This window comes from Microbacterium sp. LEMMJ01 (assembly GCF_002114135.1).
In the GTDB taxonomy this organism is placed as follows: domain Bacteria; phylum Actinomycetota; class Actinomycetes; order Actinomycetales; family Microbacteriaceae; genus Microbacterium.
In genome coordinates this window covers 66,123-83,722 of sequence record NZ_NCTV01000017.1, presented here as the reverse complement: position 1 = coordinate 83,722, position 17,600 = coordinate 66,123, and the positions used below count along the sequence as shown (strand labels likewise).

Annotated in this window: 22 protein-coding genes; 16 read left to right on the top strand and 6 right to left on the bottom strand. The window is 70.4% G+C overall.

Annotated elements, in window-relative coordinates:
• Nucleotides 1-379 precede the first annotated feature (379 nt).
• On the top strand, nt 380-1,201 hold the full coding sequence (locus tag B7W94_RS02825; protein WP_172400053.1) for a shikimate 5-dehydrogenase: 822 nt from the start codon (nt 380-382) through the stop codon (nt 1,199-1,201).
• Between the two features lie 4 nt (nt 1,202-1,205).
• Entirely contained in the window at nt 1,206-1,904 is a 699-nt protein-coding gene (locus B7W94_RS02820; RefSeq protein ID WP_085604203.1) for an aspartate/glutamate racemase family protein, read from the top strand.
• A gap of 7 nt (nt 1,905-1,911) precedes the next feature.
• On the opposite strand, the gene B7W94_RS02815 is transcribed toward B7W94_RS02820, so the two are convergent.
• The gene (locus B7W94_RS02815) at nt 1,912-2,349 is read right to left on the bottom strand and encodes an SRPBCC family protein (RefSeq protein WP_085604200.1); all 438 of its coding nucleotides are present in this window, start codon (nt 2,347-2,349) and stop codon (nt 1,912-1,914) included.
• Between the two features lie 150 nt (nt 2,350-2,499).
• Here B7W94_RS02815 and B7W94_RS02810 point away from each other — a divergent pair, with 150 nt between their 5' ends.
• The 3 genes from B7W94_RS02810 to B7W94_RS02800 all read left to right on the top strand — a co-directional run bounded on the left by B7W94_RS02810 (nt 2,500) and on the right by B7W94_RS02800 (nt 5,655).
• A complete protein-coding gene (locus B7W94_RS02810; RefSeq protein WP_085604197.1) occupies nt 2,500-3,819 on the top strand; it encodes a cytochrome P450 in 1,320 nt (439 codons plus the stop codon).
• 106 nt (nt 3,820-3,925) lie between these two features.
• On the top strand, nt 3,926-4,912 hold the full coding sequence (locus B7W94_RS02805) for an ABC transporter ATP-binding protein (protein ID WP_085604194.1): 987 nt from the start codon (nt 3,926-3,928) through the stop codon (nt 4,910-4,912).
• A complete protein-coding gene (locus B7W94_RS02800; RefSeq protein WP_172400052.1) occupies nt 4,909-5,655 on the top strand; it encodes an ABC transporter in 747 nt (248 codons plus the stop codon). Before B7W94_RS02805 ends, B7W94_RS02800 begins: the two co-directional genes overlap by 4 nt.
• 112 nt (nt 5,656-5,767) lie before the next feature.
• Here the strand turns inward: B7W94_RS02800 and B7W94_RS17840 are convergent, their stop codons facing one another.
• Complete coding sequence (locus B7W94_RS17840) at nt 5,768-6,037, bottom strand: hypothetical protein (RefSeq protein WP_139833234.1); 270 nt, start codon at nt 6,035-6,037, stop codon at nt 5,768-5,770.
• 34 nt (nt 6,038-6,071) lie between these two features.
• On the opposite strand from B7W94_RS17840, the gene B7W94_RS17835 reads away from it, so the two are divergent.
• From B7W94_RS17835 to B7W94_RS02780, 4 genes are all read left to right on the top strand, one after another.
• Complete coding sequence (locus B7W94_RS17835; RefSeq protein ID WP_139833233.1) at nt 6,072-6,434, top strand: hypothetical protein; 363 nt, start codon at nt 6,072-6,074, stop codon at nt 6,432-6,434.
• 194 nt (nt 6,435-6,628) lie between these two features.
• Nucleotides 6,629-7,813, top strand: coding sequence for a zinc-dependent alcohol dehydrogenase (locus B7W94_RS02790; protein WP_085604961.1), 1,185 nt, complete (start codon nt 6,629-6,631; stop codon nt 7,811-7,813).
• Nucleotides 7,814-7,882: 69 nt separating this feature from the next.
• Entirely contained in the window at nt 7,883-8,128 is a 246-nt protein-coding gene (locus tag B7W94_RS02785) for a hypothetical protein (protein ID WP_025105178.1), read from the top strand.
• On the top strand, nt 8,125-9,102 hold the full coding sequence (locus tag B7W94_RS02780) for an SRPBCC family protein (protein ID WP_085604185.1): 978 nt from the start codon (nt 8,125-8,127) through the stop codon (nt 9,100-9,102). Before B7W94_RS02785 ends, B7W94_RS02780 begins: the two co-directional genes overlap by 4 nt.
• Nucleotides 9,103-9,110: 8 nt before the next feature.
• On the opposite strand, the gene B7W94_RS02775 is transcribed toward B7W94_RS02780, so the two are convergent.
• The gene (locus tag B7W94_RS02775) at nt 9,111-9,422 is read right to left on the bottom strand and encodes a hypothetical protein (RefSeq protein WP_025105176.1); all 312 of its coding nucleotides are present in this window, start codon (nt 9,420-9,422) and stop codon (nt 9,111-9,113) included.
• Between the two features lie 137 nt (nt 9,423-9,559).
• The gene (locus B7W94_RS18435) at nt 9,560-9,694 is read right to left on the bottom strand and encodes a hypothetical protein (protein ID WP_255218720.1); all 135 of its coding nucleotides are present in this window, start codon (nt 9,692-9,694) and stop codon (nt 9,560-9,562) included.
• A gap of 359 nt (nt 9,695-10,053) precedes the next feature.
• Here B7W94_RS18435 and B7W94_RS02770 point away from each other — a divergent pair, with 359 nt between their 5' ends.
• From B7W94_RS02770 to B7W94_RS02750, 5 genes are all read left to right on the top strand, one after another.
• Nucleotides 10,054-10,320 (top strand): hypothetical protein, encoded by a 267-nt coding sequence (locus tag B7W94_RS02770; RefSeq protein ID WP_025105175.1) that lies wholly within the window; start codon nt 10,054-10,056, stop codon nt 10,318-10,320.
• The gene (locus tag B7W94_RS02765; RefSeq protein ID WP_025105174.1) at nt 10,317-10,631 is read left to right on the top strand and encodes a hypothetical protein; all 315 of its coding nucleotides are present in this window, start codon (nt 10,317-10,319) and stop codon (nt 10,629-10,631) included. The genes B7W94_RS02770 and B7W94_RS02765 overlap by 4 nt, the downstream gene beginning before the upstream one ends.
• Before the next feature lie 27 nt (nt 10,632-10,658).
• Nucleotides 10,659-11,132 carry a MarR family winged helix-turn-helix transcriptional regulator gene (locus B7W94_RS02760; protein WP_085604182.1) on the top strand — a complete coding sequence of 158 codons (474 nt, stop codon included), beginning with the start codon at nt 10,659-10,661 and terminating at the stop codon, nt 11,130-11,132.
• Nucleotides 11,129-11,932: an SDR family oxidoreductase gene (locus B7W94_RS02755; protein WP_025105172.1), complete on the top strand. Its 804-nt coding sequence runs from the start codon at nt 11,129-11,131 to the stop codon at nt 11,930-11,932. The genes B7W94_RS02760 and B7W94_RS02755 overlap by 4 nt, the downstream gene beginning before the upstream one ends.
• A 122-nt stretch (nt 11,933-12,054) precedes the next feature.
• The gene (locus B7W94_RS02750; RefSeq protein ID WP_253247363.1) at nt 12,055-13,191 is read left to right on the top strand and encodes a calcium:proton antiporter; all 1,137 of its coding nucleotides are present in this window, start codon (nt 12,055-12,057) and stop codon (nt 13,189-13,191) included.
• A gap of 6 nt (nt 13,192-13,197) precedes the next feature.
• Here B7W94_RS02750 and uriT read toward each other — a convergent pair whose 3' ends face one another.
• Nucleotides 13,198-14,607, bottom strand: a complete 1,410-nt coding sequence (gene uriT, locus B7W94_RS02745) for a uridine transporter UriT (RefSeq protein ID WP_025105170.1) — start codon at nt 14,605-14,607, stop codon at nt 13,198-13,200.
• A 131-nt stretch (nt 14,608-14,738) separates the two neighbouring features.
• Here uriT and B7W94_RS02740 point away from each other — a divergent pair, with 131 nt between their 5' ends.
• Nucleotides 14,739-15,740, top strand: a complete 1,002-nt coding sequence (locus B7W94_RS02740; RefSeq protein ID WP_161973058.1) for a LacI family DNA-binding transcriptional regulator — start codon at nt 14,739-14,741, stop codon at nt 15,738-15,740.
• Between the two features lie 3 nt (nt 15,741-15,743).
• On the opposite strand, the gene B7W94_RS02735 is transcribed toward B7W94_RS02740, so the two are convergent.
• On the bottom strand, nt 15,744-16,676 hold the full coding sequence (locus B7W94_RS02735) for a nucleoside hydrolase (RefSeq protein ID WP_025105168.1): 933 nt from the start codon (nt 16,674-16,676) through the stop codon (nt 15,744-15,746).
• Between the two features lie 49 nt (nt 16,677-16,725).
• Here B7W94_RS02735 and B7W94_RS02730 point away from each other — a divergent pair, with 49 nt between their 5' ends.
• Nucleotides 16,726-17,586 carry a ribokinase gene (locus B7W94_RS02730; protein WP_085604177.1) on the top strand — a complete coding sequence of 287 codons (861 nt, stop codon included), beginning with the start codon at nt 16,726-16,728 and terminating at the stop codon, nt 17,584-17,586.
• Nucleotides 17,587-17,600: the final 14 nt, after the last annotated feature.

Sequence of the window (17,600 nt, the reverse complement as noted above, 5' to 3'; positions counted from 1 at the left end):
AATCCAAATGTTGCATGAGCGGACGCGCCCGGAAAATGGTGTGGCCCTCACCGCGGGGGGAGCGATGAGGGCCGAAGACGACCGGAGGGTGCGTCAGAAACAGCCTAACCCCTCCGCGCGCTTCTTGTCCCCCTTTTGGGGGACAAATTTGAAAATCTTCGTGGCGGACGGCCGGGTAGCGGCCCTCTCGAGGAGTTCATTGGGGACTGAACTACTCGAGAGGGCCCAATCGCATGCACGGATCGCCCGGCCCGTGGGGAGGGCCTCCGCCTCCTGGGGAGAGGCGTAGACGATCGATCCCCTTGCATGCACTTTCACCATAGGGGAGGACGCGATCTTCCGCCATGGACCTTGACAGACGCAGGGGTAGCCTGATTCGGTGACCATGCTGAACAAGGACATGACGCTCTGCATCTCGCTGTCCGCGCGGCCGAGCAACAACGGCACGCGCTTCCACAACCACCTGTACGAGGCCCTCGGTCTGAACTGGATCTACAAGGCATTCGCGCCGACCGATCTGGCGCAGGCCATCGCGGGGGTGCGCGGCCTCGGCATCCGCGGGTGCGCGATCTCGATGCCCTATAAAGAGGACGTCATCGCGCTCGTCGACCGCATGGACCCCTCGGCACAGGCCATCGACTCCGTCAACACGATCGTGAACGACGACGGCGTCCTCACGGCCCACAACACCGACTATTCGGCGATCGCGCAGCTGATCGCGGAGAACGACCTCGACCCGGCGTCGTCGGTCCTCCTCCGGGGTTCGGGCGGCATGGCGAAGGCGACGGCCGCCGCGTTCCGCGACGCCGGCTTCACGGACGTGACCATCGTCGCCCGGAACGAGACAGCGGGCCGCGCCCTCGCCGAGCTGTACGGGTTCGCCTGGCGCGCCGAGGTCGGAGACGCGAGGGCCGACGTGATCGTGAACGTCACCCCGCTCGGCATGGCCGGAGGTGCGGAGGCCGACGCCCTCGCCTTCCCGGAGCCGACCATCGACGCCGCCGCGGTCGTGTTCGACGTCGTCGCGCTGCCCGCCGAGACGCCGCTCATCGCCGCCGGTCGGGCCGCGGGTAAGACGGTGATCACGGGCGCCGAGGTCGCGACGCGACAGGCGCTGGAGCAGTTCGTCCTCTACACCGGCATCCGCCCCTCGGCGGAGCAGGTGCGCGCCGCCGAGGAGTTCATGCGGGCGGGGGCGTGACCCGATGAAGACCATCGGCGTGCTCGGCGGCATGAGCTGGGAGTCGTCGCTGGAGTGGTACCGCCTGGCCAACGAACGCGTCCGCGCCCTGCGCGGCGGACACCACTCCGCCCGCATCCTGCTCGACTCCCTCGACTTCGCCGACATCGAGGCGATGCAGGCTCACGACGACTGGGACGCCGCCGCCGGACTCCTCGCCGCCCGCGCACAGGCGCTTCAGACCGCCGGCGCCGAACTGCTCGTCCTCGCGACGAACACCATGCATCTGGTCGCCGACCGCATCGCTGCCGCCGTCGACATCCCGTTCCTCCACATCGCGGACGCGACGGCCGCCGCAGTGACCGACGCGGGGCTCGGTCGGGTCGGGCTGCTGGGCACCGCCTTCACGATGGAGCGGCCGTTCTACGCCGCACACCTCGCCGCTCACGGCATCGAGACCCTCGTGCCGGAGGCGGACGACCGCCGCGTGGTGCACGCGGTCATCTACGACGAGCTCGTCCACGGGATCATCCGCGACGAATCGCGCCGTCGCTACGTCGAGGTCATCGACCGGCTCATCGCCCGCGGCGTGGGCGGCGTGATCCTCGGGTGCACGGAGATCGAGCTCCTCGTTTCCGCGGCGGATACATCGGTGCCGGTGTTCCCGACGACCGCCCTGCATGTGGAGGCGGCCGTCGCGGCCGCGATGGCGCCGACGCGCTGAACGCGTGTCAGGACGCGCGGCCCTCGGCCAGGTAGCCGAGACGGTGGAGCGTCTCCGCATTCCGCCAGCGGAGCATCGGCGTGGTCAGGAACCGGGGCAGGATCGTCGCCGGGCCCTTGACCGGCTCCTCATCGATGCGCACCTGGCATCCGCTCGGGGTCGTCCGCGCGCGGATCGTCACCTGCGCCTCGCCCACCGGCCAGCCGCGCGCCCGCATGACCGCACGGTGCGGCGGGTGCCACTCCACCAGTTCGGTCGTGTCGTCCAGGAGCGCGGGCCACGTGCCGACCGAATGGTGCAGCTGGGCGCCCGCCGCCGGCCAGGAGTCGTCGACGTCGCGCATGCGGGAGGCGCCGACCACCCACGCGGGGTAGAGCCAGCCGTTCGCCAGCACGCGGAACACGTCATGGGTGGTGCACGTCAGGTCGTGGGTGTTGGTGGCCATGGTTCCTCCGTTCTGCCCCCATCCTGCGCGCCGCGGGCCTCGCTCGGGCAGGTGCTTGACATCGGCGACACCGACCGTCCCGGCTAGCACAAACGCCTCGAGGACGCCGCCCCCTTGGGGCCCGTCGAGCTCGCGTGACAGGGTCGGATCATGCTTCAGCGACTGACTTCCCGACTCTCCGACGGCCTCGACGCGGTCCTGCACGAGGACTCGCCGTCGCTGCTCACCCGCGGCTACGACTTCGGCGAGCGCATCTGGCGCCGAGCCCGCCCCGGCGCCAGGTCCGCCCCGATGCGCCTCCTCGGGCACCCGGCGGCCTTCGTCCGCGGTGCCGAGGGGGTGGAGCTGTTCTACGACGAGAGCCGCATCGCCCGCGCCGGCGCCATGCCGGGGATCGTCCGCGAGCCCCTGTTCGGGCACGGGTCCGTGCACGCGCTCGACGGCACCGCCCACCGCCACCGCAAGGCCACGTTCGTCGAAGCCGCGTACGAGGATGCGCAGGTCCAACGGCTCACACCGTTCCTCGAACGGGAGTGGGCGGCCGAGCGTGAGGACTGGCGTGCCGGCGGCACCCGCAGCGCTTACGACGCGGCCGTCGGCGCCTTCGGGCGCGCCATGATGCGCTGGGCCGGACTGCCGGGGACGGCGGCGGCGCAGACCCGCTGGGCCACGCGCCTTGCGCAGATCGTGGACGGGTTCGGCGCCCCCTACTCCCCCGCCTACGTCGAGGCCTTCGCGAACCGGATCTTCTCGGACCGGCACGCGCGTCGCCTCATCGAAGCCGTCCGCGCCGGCGATCTGACGGCACCGGAGGGCACCGCGCTCGCCCTGTGGGCCGCGCATCGCGACGAGAACGGCGAGCTGCTGCCCGCCCAGGTGGCCGGCGTCGAGCTGCAGAACAGCATCCGTCCGATGATCGCCGCCGCGCGGTTCGTGGCCTTCGCCGCGAAGCAGCTGCACGACCACCCCGAGTGGCGTACCCGGATCGCCGCCGAGACCGCCGAGCGGGGATCGCTCGTGGGTGGAACGCTCGCGACGATGTTCGCGCAGGAGGTGCGGCGGACCGGACTGTTCGTGCCGATGCTGCCTGGTCGCACTATCGCCGAGGTCGAGATCGACGGCGTCACGGTCCCGGAGGGCGGCCGGGTCGTCCTCGACATCCTCGGCACGAACACCGACGAGCGGTCGTGGTCCCACCCGGAGCGCTTCGCCCCCGAGCGGTTCACCGACGTGGACGACTACGAGGAGATCACGACCTTCGTCCCCCAGGGCGGGGGCGACGTCGCCACCGGTCACCGCTGTCCTGGGGAGAAGCTCGTCATCGCGGGACTCTCCGCGGCCGTCGCCGTGCTGAGCGACCCGGAGCTGACGGTGCTCGACGAGGGGCTCGACGTGAACCGCCGCCGTCTGCCCACCAAGCCCACGTCCGGAGGACGGGTCTGCCCTATCAGCCGACTGACGGCCGGATAGAGATCGGCCCCCCACCCCCGGGCCCTCCTCGCCCCCTTCGCCCGACCGGATGATTCCGAACACTGCTGTACGCTGACGACTCATCGATGGACGGGAGGCTGTGCGAATGGGGGGTCATCGCTCGGACGCGGCCCTTATCACGCTGGAGAACGTCACGAGGACGTACTCCCGCGGCGCCGACGAAGTGGAGGCGGTGCGGGGTGTCTCCGGGGAGATCCGATCAGGGGAGATCGTCACCTATCTGGGTCCCAACGGTGCAGGCAAGACGACTCTGATCAAGATGATCGCCACTCTGCTGACGCCCACGGATGGGCGGATTCTCTTCCGCGGGATGGACGTCACGACGCACTACCGGCATGTCCGTGCTCGTATGAGTCTGGTGCTCGGCGGTGACCGCGGGTTCTATATGAGAGCATCCGCCACAGACAACCTTCGGTTCTTCGCAGAGCTGCAAGGCGTCCCCCGGAGGAAGCGTGATCAGCGGATCTCCGATGCTCTGGAGATGGTCGGGCTCGGCGAGCGGAGCAAGGACCGGGTCGAGCAGTTCTCGCGCGGAATGCGGCAACGCTTGCACATCGCCCGTGCGGTCCTGTGTGAACCGGAGTTGATCCTGCTCGACGAACCCTCCATCGGCATCGACGCGGAAGGGGCCCGGGAGTTGCGGGCCCTCGCCCGAGGTCTTCGTGAGGCCGGCACGGGAGTGCTCCTCACTACCCACTACATGCAGGAGGCGGAAGAACTCGCGGATCGCATCGCTGTCATCGACAATGGGCGCATCGCCGTCGAGGGCAGCGTGGAGGACATCGCCTCCGCCGCAGGGCTGACAGGAGTGACCAGCTACCGGACGCTCACCTTCTCCGACGAGGTCGAGGCGACGCTGAGGAGCGTCGAGGGTGTCGTCGAGGTGCTCCCCACGCAGACCTACGGGGGGTGGAATGTGGACGTCGCATGGTCCGACACCGACCCGCACTCCTCGTTCGCGCAGCGGCTGAACCTCGAGCCGCTGGGGCTGCGCAGGCCGAGCTTGGAAGAGTCCTACCTCGCGTTTCTGGCGAGGAGCCGCGTCCCGGCAGAGAATCCGGGCGACGCGTGATGCGCGTGTTCTTCGCTCTCGCGGGCTTCCACGCCCGGCAATTGCTGCGGGTGCCGTTCTTCATGCAGACGGCATTGCTCGCTCCGGTGAGCTTCCTCCTGCTGCGGGGACTCGGCGCGATTAACGTCGGCGCCCCGCTGGCGCCGCTCACGTGGCTGGACGCGTCGACGGCCGGCGTCTGGGCAACCACGACCACGGCAGCGGGACTCATCATGTATCAGCGATTCCAGGGCACTCTGGAATCGCACGTTCTGAGCGTGCACCGGCCTGGAGTCGTCTTCGGAGCCCTGACCGCGTCTGCGGCGCTCATCGGGATGGTGGGGATTCCGTTCGCAATGCTCATCCAGTTCGTGATCTCGCATGAGCTCGAGCTGACGATCGAATCGACGATCGGCGTGCTGGTAGCACTCATCGCTTGCATCGGATCAGCAGCGCTGCTGTCCTCCTTGTTCGTCGTGAACCCCTCCGCCTCCGCACTCGAACCCCTCATCCTGGTTCCGGTGTGGATGCTCATCGGAATCGTCGTGCCATTCGCGGAGCTCCCCGGTTGGCTCGCACCCGTCGCCCTGGTGCACCCGCTCACCAGCGCGGTTCTCGCCGGCCACGCAGAATCCGTCGGTGCCGCAGTGGCATGGGGCGGGCTCTCGGTCGCCGTGAGCTGTGTGTGGGTGGTGCTGGCCGGTGTGGGACTGCGCGCGGCGATCACGCGCGCCCGCGTCAACGGAACGTTGGCCGTCTCGTGAGGGGCGCATTCGCGGTGGGAGCCCGGGTCTCTTACGTGTCTCTGCCGGAGACACGATCCCCGATCACTTTCCTGGTCGGGCTCGTGGTGGTCCCTTTCCTCACCGCGCTGTTCTACCTCTTGCTCGCCTCCGGCGGGACGGCGAGCCTCAGGCCCGGCGACGCCCTGGCGGCGTCTCTCGCCTCCGGAGCGATCGCTGCCACGGTGACGGTGAGCACTCTTGTGGTCACCGATCGTTTCGAGGGAACGAGAGCGTTCCTCCTTCTCTCACCCCGCACGAACACGTCGCTGTGGCTCGGGCGGCTGTCCGTACCCGTGCTGATCGGCGTGGTGACCGGAATCGCATCGTCGTACGCCATCCTTCTCTTGTCGCGGGCGTCCATCGCGCCATCGGTCTGGTCGCAGATCCCTCTCTTCGTGGCAACGGCTGTGGTCGCCAGTGCAGGCCTCGGTGTCATCATCGGAGGCCTCGGGCTCGGTATGCGCGACCCGCTCGTCGCCTCGAACGTCGCCGGCTACGCGCTCCCTCTCGTATGCGGGGTGATCGCACCCGTCACGCTCTTCCCGGCGCCGCTCGAAGCGCTGGCGGGCGTACTTCCGTTGACCCATGTGACGACCGCGGCACGGTCCTTCATCGAATCCGGAGGTCTCGCTGCGGCGGGCAGCGAGATGCTGACGGCGATCGTGGTCGGTGCCGCATGGGGGCTCGTCGGCGTGGTGACCTGGAAGTGGCACGAGCGACGCATCGTGCGCGAGGGAGCTTCTGAGCAGGTGCTCTGATCGGCCGCCTCAGACGGTTCGAGCGACCCTTCGAGCAACCCCGGTCGACAATCCGCCACCGGATCCGGGCGCGGCTGCCCCTTCCACTGATTCCCGGGGATCGCACGTCGGCCACGACCTGTCAACCGGGTGGCCACGCATCCGCTCTCCCGAGAGCGTGGAGGGACGACGGACATCGAGACGTGGAGGACATGATGAAGGCACTCACCTGGCAGGGCAAGCGGAACGTGACGGTGGAGGAGGTCGCCGACCCGGTGATCCAGCAGCCGGCGGACGCCATCATCCGGATCACCTCGTCGGCCATCTGCGGCTCCGATCTGCACCTCTACGAGCTCCTGGGGCCGTTCCTCGACCGTGGAGACATCCTCGGACACGAGCCGATGGGCGTCGTGGTGGAGGTCGGTGCGAACGTCACGAAGCTGAAGCCGGGCGATCGCGTGGTGATCCCCTTCACCATCGCCTGCGGCGTGTGCTTCTTCTGCCTCCGCGGGCTGCAATCGCAGTGCGAGACGACCCAGGTGCGCAAGTACGGCAGCGGCGCGGCGCTCTTCGGCTACACCAAGCTCTACGGCCAGGTCTCCGGCGGGCAGGCGGAGTACCTCCGCGTGCCGCTGGCGGACTACAACCACATCCCGGTGGCGCCGGACCTGCCCGATGAGCGCTACCTCTTCCTCAGCGACATCCTGCCGACGGCGTGGCAGGGCGTGGAGTACGCGCAGCTCCCCGAAGGCGGCACCCTCGCGGTGATGGGCCTCGGACCCGTCGGACAGTTCGTCAGCCGGATCGCCCGCCACCGCGGCCACCGCGTCATCGCGGTCGAACCGGTGGCGGAGCGGCGCGCGATGGCCGAGCGGCACGGCATCGAAACGCTCGATCTCACCGACACGGCCGTGGAGGAGATCCGCGATGCCACGGAAGGCCGTGGCGCCGACGCCGTGGTGGATGCGGTGGGGCTGGAAGCGCACGGCAACAGCGGAGTGGAGTTCCTGCAGAAAGCGGTGGGCCTGCTGCCCGATCCCGCAGCGCGGCAGATGCTCGACAAGGCCGGTGTCGACCGGCTCGCGGCGGTGTACGCCTCGATCGACGCCGTCCGCCGAGGCGGCACGGTCTCGCTGAGCGGCGTGTACGCGGGCGACGCCGACATCCTGCCGATGAAGACCCTGTTCGACAAGCAGATCAGCCTGCGGATGGGGCAGTGCAACGTGAAGAACTGGATCGACGACATCCTTCCCCTCGTCGAGGACCCATCCGACCCGCTCGGCGTGATGGATCTGACGACGCATCACGCGGCGCTGGAGGACGCCCCGGAGCTGTACCGGACGTTCCAGGAGAAGAAGGACGGCTGCATCAAGGTCGTGCTGCACCCCTCCGGCGCCTGACGGGCCCGTCGAGGGGCCCCGGAGCAACCCGGGTTGACAGGGCTTCGGCAAGCAACGTAGGTTGACAGCATGGAGTCCCTCGACATCGCCCGCACCGCGGCGGACACGACCGATCCGCGTGCCGGGCTGCGCGCCGTGGCCTCGCTGCGGAGCCTCGCCGACGCCCTCGAGCTGCGTCAGGTGGAGGCCGCGCTCCGCGCCGGAATGAGCTGGCAGACCATCGCGGATGCCCTCGGCGTCACGCGGCAGGCCGTGCACAAGAAGCACAGCCGCCGCATCGATCCGAGCATCCCGGTGCCGCGGAGGAACGCATGAGCCGGTTCACGCAGGCGGCTGCCACCATGCACACGCTGTCGCTCGCGGCGATGGAGGAGGCGTCGCGCCTCGGCGTGCACGACGCGGACATCGATCATCTGCTGCTCGCTCTCACGCTCGATGCGGACACCGGCGGGCAGGTGCTCCGGAGGGCCGGGATCCGCCTCGATACCGCCCGGGCGGCCGTCGAGGCGCAGCACGCGGGGCAGCTCCTCGCCATGGGGATCGATGCCCCGGCGGTGGGTCCGGGTCGCATCGTCTTCCACGAGACCGACGGCTACGACTGGACCGAGCGTGCCCTCGCGGTGCTCCGAGCCGCATCCCAAGGAGGTCGCCGCGGGGACTCCGCCGCCGTACTTCGCGCCCTGCTCGCGGAACCCAGCGGCCTGATCGCCGCCATCCTCGGCCGGCTGGCCGTGACGGAAGACGACCTCACGGCCCAGCTCGACGAGGTCGAAGGCACCGCGCGCTCCCCTCAGCCGGGCCGAAAGCCGGCCGCCGGGGGGATCACCGGGTCCCGCTCGATGTTCGTGCCGGCCGCCGACGCCGAGGTCCGGGCGGTGCTCGCCGATCCTGAACGGCTCCCGGAGTGGGAGCAGAGCGTCGCCAGCGTCCTCCCCGCCGGGAGTGACGGCCCCTGGGAGGCGTTCGCCCCGACGACATCGCCGGACGGACGACCCCTGCGCCGCAAGCCCGAATTCCATCGCCTCTGCGTGATCCGGGACGAAAAGGACGGGGCGCTCACCTGGCGCTTCGAGTACCCCGACGCGCCCCATGCGAATCCGCGCACCCTCACGATGGCACTCGAACCGGCCGCGGGAGGGACGCAGCTCCGCGCGACGATCACGTGGGAGACCGGGCCCCGCGGTCCGGTGCGACGGGCACTGCAGGCACCGCTGCGTCCGCTCTGGCGCGGCCTCGTCTTCATCCAGCTCGCGCAGGTGGAGAGCGGGATCACCCGCCTCTTCCGCTGAGCGCCGGCTCAGGCGCCCTCGTGGCGCGGACCGACGCCCGGCTCCTTGCTGTGGGTCGACTCGTAGGCGGGCTCCGGCGGGTTCTTCGACGACGGGTCGACGCGGGCCGCGTTTCCGGCACCGGCGTCCGCACCGGCGCCACCGGCGGGCACGTCCTGCAGGGCGTCGGGGTCGTCGCCGCCCCGTTCGGCGAGATGCGCCGCGACGCCCTCGCGGGACGGTTCCTCGTCGGAATCGACGTCGTCCTCCTCCGCGAGCCGCAGAGCCTCCTCCGACAGCAACGGCTCGTCCGGGTACATGAAGGCTTCCGGATTCGACATGACGCGCTCCTCTCGTAGCGGGGACTCCAGAGTGCGTCGGATCCGCGCTGAGGACAAGGCCCGTTGACAGGTCGCCGTCGCCCCGGTAGCCCCGGTGGGCGCGGCGGAGCACCGCCACCCCCACCGGGCCGGAGTCCTCAGCTCTTCGCGCCCTTGCGAGGCTTGAGGAACTCGTCCGGGGCGTTCTTCGCGCGCTTCGCCGCCCGCTTCTCCTTGAGCGAGAGCTGCGGCGCCTTCTTCCCTGCGCGACCCGGTGTGGACTTTCCTGACATGGCGCTTCCCCTTTGTGACTGGCTGGCGTAACCCCCGACCATACCCGGAAGCACAGGGAAGTCAAATTTCCCGCTGAACGGGAGAAAAACGCACGCGGCAATCGCTCAGGACCCCACCCGGCGTGCGGACGATTCGCCACTTCTTTTGAATGACTAAAAATAACGTGGTACCGTCGGAGGACAGCAACCGGCCAGGCCGACCGCTCCGCACGCCCCTCACCGGGCCGCCGGCGGAGCGCGCGCCACCGCACCACGCGCACCGACCCCGGGGAGACCACCCTGCCGTCCGACGTGCGCCTCGCGAGGGACCCCCGTCCCTCGGCGCGAGCCTGCCCATCCGCCCCGAGAGAGGAACACGCATGCCAGAGACACGACCCACTGATCAGCGAAGGACGGGGTTCACCTCGATGCCGCACGCCCTCGGCCGCGGCGGCCGCGAGGACATCGTCTGGGAGGCGCTCGAGCGGGTGGACGGCAAGCCGGCGCCCGCGATCGGCGTCATGCAGGCGGCGATGGGCACGGAGGCGCAGATCCGCCTCACCGCGGACGTGATCCGCGCCTACCTCGATGCCCAGGGCCTTCGGGACACCCGGGAGTGGGCGGCACGCCAGGGCGGTGCCGCATGAGGCGCCGGCTCCGCACGGAGACCCAGGAACACGCCGACACCGTCCTCCGCCTGCAGCCGGCCGAGCTCCATGACACGGCGCCGTTCACCCCCGGGGACGACCGCTTCGTCGCCGAGCTCGCCTCCCCCGGCCTCGGGGCGTGCTCGTTCGTCCTCGGCCCGCAGGGCACGCCTGCGCCCGCGTGGATCGTGCTCGACTACGGCGACGGGCAGCAGCGCCGGTGGCGGCGCGCGCGGCGCGCGGGCGGTCGACACTTCTTCGCGCTCGTGGAGGACACGGCGAGCGCGGGGTACATCACAACTGTTGCCTGAGGCAACTTTGAGGCGTACCCTGGACACATGACCACCGGCGAAGACGTCGCCGGCATCCACCTGGCCCTCGTCCGGGTGGTGTCGGAATGGAGTGAGAGCGACCTGCAACGTCAGGTCGCCGAAGCCGTCGACGTCGCCCTCGATCCGTCCGCCATCCGCGCGCTCTACCTGCTCGGGATGAACGGGGGTGCGATGGGCTTCGGCGACCTGGCCGCGCACGCGACGCTGTCGCGGCCGACCACGTCGAAGCTCGTCGCTCGCATGGCGACGCACGGCGTCGTGGACCCCGTGCGCTCGGGACGCGCGGTCGAGGTCCGCCTGACGGACGCGGGCCGGACGGCCTATGCGCGCCTGGTCGAGGCCGGCCATCGCATGGTCGACGATGCGCTCGCAGGCTGGTCACCGGACGAGATCGACGGATTCCGCCGCCAGCTCGGCCGCTTCGTCACCGCACTGTCCGGCACGCCGCCGGTCGTGTCCATCAAGGAGGAAACCTCATGACCCGCACCTATGTCGTCACCGGATCGGCATCCGGCATCGGCGCCGCCACCGCCGAACTGCTCCGCTCTCAGGGCCACACCGTCATCGGCGTCGACCTCGCCGGCGTCGAGGTCGACGGAGATCTGTCCACCCACGAGGGGCGGCTGACCGCGGCGAGCGCCGTGGTCGAGGCGGCCGACGACGGGATCGACGCCGTCATCGCCTGCGCCGGCATCTCGGCTCCGATCTCGAAGACGGTGTCCATCAACTTCTTCGGCGTGACGGAGTTCCTGACCGCGCTGCAGCCCACGCTGAGCCTGGCCGACGCACCCCGCGCCGCCGTGGTGTCGTCGATGGCCTCGCTGCAGCCGGTGTCGCCCGAGCTCGTCGACGCCGCCCTCGCCGGCGACGAGGCGCGCGCGATCGAGATCGGCGACCGCCTGGCCGCGACGCCCGAGGCCGGGTTCCTCAACTACTCGTCCAGCAAGCGCGCCCTGTCGCGCTGGGTCCGTCGCGAGAGCGTCACCCCGGCGTGGGCGGGAGCGGGCATCCCGCTGAACGCCGTCGCCCCCGGTACCGTCACCACGGCGATGACGGCCGGCCTGCTCGACTCGCCCGAGGGCCTGGCCATGGTGGATGCCGCCGTGCCGATGCCGCTGAACTACCACCAGCCGGCGTCCTCCATCGCCGAGCTGCTCGTCTGGCTGACCAGTCCGGCCAACACCCACATGGCGGGGCAGACGATCTACTGTGACGGCGGGGCCGACGCGGTGCTGCGCGGCGACGACATCTGGTCCTGGAACGACGCCCCGCAGGGCTGAGTCCGGCTCTGCTCAGCCGCTGTTCCGGGAGCGCGGGTATCCTCGAGGTGTCTCCGGCACCCGGAGCAGCGGACGAGGGAGCAGTACCCGCACACGACGACTGACTCATGAAGGAGTCCGTCATGATCCGGTCGTTCATCACCCGCACCGATGTGCTGCGCGTGGCGCTGGGGTGGGGGGCGTTCGCCGCCCTGCTCGCCCTGCACCCGCTGCTCGCGCCGCCCGTGCCCGGGCCGCTCCTGGTGGTGGCCCTCCTCGCGATCGTCGCCGTCATCCTCGTGTGCGCCTTCGGGGTCGTGAAGCAGGCCGAGGCCCTCGCCCACCGACTGGGCGACCCCTACGGCTCTCTGGTGCTGACGCTGTCGATCGTGCTCATCGAGGTGATCCTCATCTCGGCGGTCATGCTCGGACCGGGCGAGCACGCCACGATCGCGCGCGACTCGGTCATGGCCGTGTCGATGATCATCCTCAACCTCGTGATCGGTCTGGCCCTCCTCCTCGGCGGCCTCCGCCATCGGGGGATGGCGCACAACCGCACCGGCACGTCCGCGTACCTGTCGATGCTCGTGGTCCTCGTCGCCCTGGCGTTCGGGCTCCCCGGCCTCATCGGCGACAACGGTGCGTACACGATCGGCCAGGAGATCCCGATCATCGTGCTCACCCTCGCCCTCTACGCGTTCTTCCTGTTCCGGCAGATGGGTGCGCAGGCCGATGACTTCACCGAGGTGGACGAGCGGCTGCGACCGGTCCGTGCGGCGGAGAGGGAAGAACCCCGGACCCCCATTCGCGAGGTGCTCGCGGCCCACCGCGTCGAGGTGCTGACCCGCCTCGTGCTCCTCGTCGTCACGGTCGTCCCGATCGTGCTGCTCTCGCACGACATGGCGGCCCTGCTCGACGATGGTCTCGGCCGGCTCGGCGCTCCGATCGCCCTGGCGGGACTGCTGATCGCGGGCATCGTGTTCCTCCCCGAGTCGATCACCTCGATCCGCGCCGCCCTGAACGGAGAGGCGCAGCGGGTGAACAACCTCTGCCACGGCGCGCTCGTCTCGACGGTCGGCCTGACCATCCCGGCGGTCCTCCTGATCGGCATGCTCACCGGCCAGGAGGTGGTGCTCGCCGAGTCGCCGGCGAACCTCCTCATGCTCGCCGTGACGCTGCTGCTCTCGCTGACGACGTTCGCGGCGAAGCGGGTCACCGCGATGCACGGCGCGGCGCACCTGGCGACCTTCGCCGTCTACGTCCTCATCCTCTTCAGCTGAGCCGCCTCAGCGGGTCAGCTCGGCATGGACGGGCTTCGGGATGAAGAGGGAGAACGTCAGCGCGCCGGCGAGCACGACGGCACCGGTGAGGAGCGCGGCGACGTAGCCACCCGCCGCGTCCCCGCTGCCGCCGAACGACGTCTGGGCCGCGTAGATCACGACGAAGCTCAGCCCGGCCCCGAGGTTGATCGCACCGGTGTTCAGCCCGGGGAGGGAGCCCGGCTTCTCCGTGGGCGACAGCACGACCCCCAGGCCGTTCAACATGATGTTGCCGATGCCGGCGTAGGTGATGCCGGCGGCGACTGAGAGGAACAGCAGGATGATCCGCGACGAGGTTCCGACGTTCGCGACCATCAGCACGAGCACCACGATCGTGCCGACCAGCCCGATCCGCAGCATCGCCCGGTAGCCCACCGTCGCGGCGAGCCGTCCGGTGAGGGGTCCCATCAGCAGGCCCGCCAGCGCGTACGGCATCAGGATCCAGAACGACACCTCCTCCGCGCTCATCGCGAGTCCCATCGCGGTGTCCTGCGCCAGTGCAGGGACCACGCCGTTCATCACCGCGAAGATCCCGGAGAGTGTCAGCAACGATGTCGCGGAGAGCGCCCAGGTGGCACGCTGCTTCAACTGGGCGGGCGAGACGAGCGGGTCCCGCAGCGCACCCTCGAGCTTCCAGAACGCGAGGAAGGACACCACGGAGACGACGGCCAGCACGACCACCAGGAGCACGTCCGCCTCTGCGAGCTTCCCGAGCTCGTTCAGGGCGATGAGCATCGATCCGACGGAGACGACCAGGAGCAACGACCCCCACCAGTCCATGCGCGGGCGGTCCTCCGCCATCGTCTCCGGGGCGAGAAGGCGCACGACGAGTGCCGCGACCACAGCGACGCCGGCCATGGTCCAGAAGATCGAGGCGAAACCGTGGTTCGTGGCGAGGTAGCCGCCGAGCAGCGCGTCGCCGCCGGCGATCCCGCCGTTGACGGCTGTCACGACGCCGAGCAGGGTGCCGTACATCTTCGGGTCGCTGACGGCCGCGCGCAGCATGATCAGACACAGCGGGACGACGGGACCGGAGACACCCTGGATGAGGCGGCCGACGAAGAGCATCGGGACGTTGGTCGCGAGCGCCGCGACCACGCAGCCGACCGCCATCACCACGAGCATGCCGACGAGCACCCGGCGCCGTCCGATGAGGTCGCCCAGCCGCGGGAGGAAGAGGGTGAACAGGGCGGCGGCGGTGAAGAACACCGTCTGGGTGGCGGCGATCTCGGAGGCCGTCGCGTCGAGCTCGCGCTCCATCGTGACCAGCGCCGGGCTGAGCATGCTCGCGTTGAGCTGGAACGCGAGGCAGGCCGCGAGGAGGGCGACCATCAGGGGCGCGACGGCCGTTCGGGGCCGGAGGGCGGTGGTGTGCATGTCGTACTCACTTCTTCGTGTCGGTGCGGGGGCGCCGGAATGCGTAATCCTTTACGCGCGGCTTATCTTGGGAGTCGAGGCGCCGATGTCGGTGCCCGTCGGGAGTCGAGGTGCGGATGAGGAAGCCGTCGGTGACGCTGCACGATGTGGCAGCCGCGGCCGGGGTGTCGATCGCCACGGTGTCCCGCGCGCTGAACGGCAAGGAGCGCGTGTCCGGAGCCACCGCGGAGCATGTGGCGCGGGTGGCCGAGCAGCTCGGCTACCGGGTCAACCTCATCGGCCGCGGTCTGCGCGAGGGCACGGGCGCGACCATCGGCGTCGTCGTCCCGGTGATCAGCAACCCGTTCTACGGCGAACTCGTCCACCGGCTCGAGGACCACCTGCAGCGTCGCGGGTTCGATCTCGTCATCGCGGACTCGCACGGCGATGTCGACCGCGAGCGCGCCCGCCTGCGCATGCTCGTCGAGCGCCGTGTCGAGGGGGTCTTCGTCGTTCCGTCCGACGCGGAGCTGTCCTTCGACGCCGTCGCCGACACCGCCCAGCGGCTCCCGCTGGTCCAGGTCGACCGGCGGGTGCTGGACCTCGATGCCGACTTCGTCGGGGTGGACAACGATCATGGCATCGGGCTCGCCGTCGACCATCTGGCCTCCCGCGGCGCCTCTCGCATCGTCCTCGTGTCGGGCAACGACGTGACGTCGGTCGGCCGCGAGCGCCGCGCCGCGTTCGAGTCGATCGTCCGTGCGCGGTCGCTGCCGGTGGAGGAGAACGTGTTCGGCGAGTACCTTCTCTCCTTCGGAGAGTCCGCCGTCGCGCGGCTGCGGGCCCGCGGTCCGCTTCCCGATGCGATCGTCGCGGGGGACGACCTGGTCGCCGCGGGCGCGATCGCCGCGTTGAAGCGCGCAGGCCTGCGCGTCCCGGGCGACATCCTCATCACAGGGTTCGACGGCACCATGCTGGCGGACGTGTGCGAGCCGCGGCTCACGACCGTGGTCCAGCCGTTCGACGAGCTCGCCGCGGAAGCGGTGGAAGCGCTCGTGCGGCGGATGGACGATCCGGAGACGCCATACGCCCTGCGGCGCGTGACGCCGACTCTGCGCGTGGCGGAGTCGACGTCTCCCCCGCCGGGCGCGTGATCGTCAGGCCAGCGCTGCGACGGCATCCGTCACCAGATTCCAGAAGGCCGGCACGTCCAGGGTCAGCGCGATGTCGGCGTTGGGCTCCTTGCCCAGCATGTCGTGGAGGTCGACGCAGGTCGCACCGGCCGTGAACTCGCCCGCCGTCTCGATGTCGACGTGGCAGCGCTGCACGGTGGCGACGGCGCGATCGATCGCGATGGCGACGGTGATCGGGTCGTGCAGCGGCCCCTCCGGCATCCCCTCGGCCCGGTCGTACGACGCGGAGAAGAAGCGCAGCAGCTCGACACCGAACGCCGCCGTGCGGTTGCCGACCGCCGCGATCCGCTGCACGACCTCCTCGGTGATGAGGGCCTGATGGGAGATGTTGAGTCCGACCATGGTGAGCGGCAGACCGGACGCGAACACGACCGCAGCCGCCTCGGGGTCGGCCCAGGCGTTGAACTCGGGGTAGGCGCCGACGTTGCCGCGCCCGGTCGATCCGCCCATCCAGATGATCTCCTTGATGTTGCGGGCGGCCTCCGGGTACTGCTGGAGCAGCAGCGCGATGTTCGTCAGGGGGCCTGTGGGGATCACCGTGATCGGCTCCGCGGACGCGTTCAGGGTCTCCGCGAGGAAGTCGACGGCGTGCCGGGGGTCGAGCGGCACCGTGGGCTCGGGGAGGACGGGTCCGCCGAGGGCGTTGTCGCCGTGGATCCAGGCCCCCGGCGTGAGCTCACGGCGAAGCGGCTTGTCGGCCCCCGCCGCGACCGGCACGCCGGTCACGCCCGCGACCGTGAGGGCGATCTGGGCATTCCTCGTGGTGTGCTCCAGGTAGCCGTTGCCGCCGACGGTGGTGACGCCGCGGAGGTCGATCTGCTCGTTCCCGGCCGCCAGCCAGATGGCGAAGACGTCGTCGTGGCCGGGGTCGCAGTCGAGGAGGACGGGGACGGGCATGGGGTGCTCCTTTGCAATCGGGTGTGCGTAAACGTTTACACTCTTTCTCATGAACCTCAAGCCGGACGCCGTCCTCGCCCCCGCCCTCGTCGTCGTCGGAAGCGCGAACGTCGACCTCACCGCCTTCGTCGACCGGCTCCCGACCGCCGGGGAGACGGTCGCCGGGGGCCGACTCTCCCGCGACCTCGGCGGCAAGGGCGCCAACCAGGCCGTCGCCGCCGCGAAGCTGGGAGGGCGGGTCCGCATGGTGGGCGCGGTGGGGGCGGACGCCGACGGCGCCTGGATGCGCGAGGAGCTCGCGAGGGCCGGCGTCGACACCACCGATCTCCGCCAGGTCGCCGCACCCACCGGGACCGCGCTGATCGTCGTGGACGCCGAGGCCGAGAACCAGATCGCGGTGTGTCCCGGCGCGAACGAGCTCGTCTCCCCCGAGGGCGTCGCCTTCGCGCCGGACGAGGCCGTTCTGCTGCAGCTGGAGATCGCGCTGTCCGTCGTCGAGAACGTGGTCGCCCGCGCCGAAGGGTTCGTCGCGGTCAACGCCGCCCCCGCACGGCCCCTCCCTGACGCGCTGCTCGAGCGGGTGGATCTGTTCATCGTGAACGAGACCGAGCGCGAGCTGATGCCGGAGCTGGCGGATGCCGCACTCGTCGCCGTGACCTACGGCGCCGCGGGCGCGGCCCTGTTCCGCGGCGGCGAGGAGATCGCCCGGGCGGACGGCGTGCCCACCCGCGCCGTCAACACCGTGGGCGCGGGGGACGCCTTCTGCGCCGCGCTCGTGCTTGCCCTGCAGAGCGGACTCTCCCCGCGAGCGGCCCTGCAGACGGCCTGCGCGGTCGGCGCGGCCGCTGTCGCGGACCTCTCCTCGCAGCCGCCCTTCGAGCCGCTCGCGCGCTACGTGCCCGTGTCGTAGCGGCCCCGCGACCG

Coding starts and splice junctions, on each gene's coding strand:
- B7W94_RS02820 (WP_085604203.1), top strand. CDS start 1,206: ATGAAGACCATCGGCGTGCTCGGCGGCATGAGCTGGGAGTCGTCGCTG.
- B7W94_RS02815 (WP_085604200.1), bottom strand. CDS start 2,349: ATGGCCACCAACACCCACGACCTGACGTGCACCACCCATGACGTGTTC.
- B7W94_RS02810 (WP_085604197.1), top strand. CDS start 2,500: ATGCTTCAGCGACTGACTTCCCGACTCTCCGACGGCCTCGACGCGGTC.
- B7W94_RS02805 (WP_085604194.1), top strand. CDS start 3,926: ATGGGGGGTCATCGCTCGGACGCGGCCCTTATCACGCTGGAGAACGTC.
- B7W94_RS17840 (WP_139833234.1), bottom strand. CDS start 6,037: ATGGACGCCCGCGACAAGAGAAGGATGGCGTACGACGATGCGATTCCG.
- B7W94_RS02790 (WP_085604961.1), top strand. CDS start 6,629: ATGAAGGCACTCACCTGGCAGGGCAAGCGGAACGTGACGGTGGAGGAG.
- B7W94_RS02785 (WP_025105178.1), top strand. CDS start 7,883: ATGGAGTCCCTCGACATCGCCCGCACCGCGGCGGACACGACCGATCCG.
- B7W94_RS02780 (WP_085604185.1), top strand. CDS start 8,125: ATGAGCCGGTTCACGCAGGCGGCTGCCACCATGCACACGCTGTCGCTC.
- B7W94_RS02775 (WP_025105176.1), bottom strand. CDS start 9,422: ATGTCGAATCCGGAAGCCTTCATGTACCCGGACGAGCCGTTGCTGTCG.
- B7W94_RS18435 (WP_255218720.1), bottom strand. CDS start 9,694: ATGTCAGGAAAGTCCACACCGGGTCGCGCAGGGAAGAAGGCGCCGCAG.
- B7W94_RS02770 (WP_025105175.1), top strand. CDS start 10,054: ATGCCAGAGACACGACCCACTGATCAGCGAAGGACGGGGTTCACCTCG.
- B7W94_RS02765 (WP_025105174.1), top strand. CDS start 10,317: ATGAGGCGCCGGCTCCGCACGGAGACCCAGGAACACGCCGACACCGTC.
- B7W94_RS02760 (WP_085604182.1), top strand. CDS start 10,659: ATGACCACCGGCGAAGACGTCGCCGGCATCCACCTGGCCCTCGTCCGG.
- B7W94_RS02755 (WP_025105172.1), top strand. CDS start 11,129: ATGACCCGCACCTATGTCGTCACCGGATCGGCATCCGGCATCGGCGCC.
- B7W94_RS02750 (WP_253247363.1), top strand. CDS start 12,055: ATGATCCGGTCGTTCATCACCCGCACCGATGTGCTGCGCGTGGCGCTG.
- uriT (WP_025105170.1), bottom strand. CDS start 14,607: ATGCACACCACCGCCCTCCGGCCCCGAACGGCCGTCGCGCCCCTGATG.
- B7W94_RS02735 (WP_025105168.1), bottom strand. CDS start 16,676: ATGCCCGTCCCCGTCCTCCTCGACTGCGACCCCGGCCACGACGACGTC.
- B7W94_RS02730 (WP_085604177.1), top strand. CDS start 16,726: ATGAACCTCAAGCCGGACGCCGTCCTCGCCCCCGCCCTCGTCGTCGTC.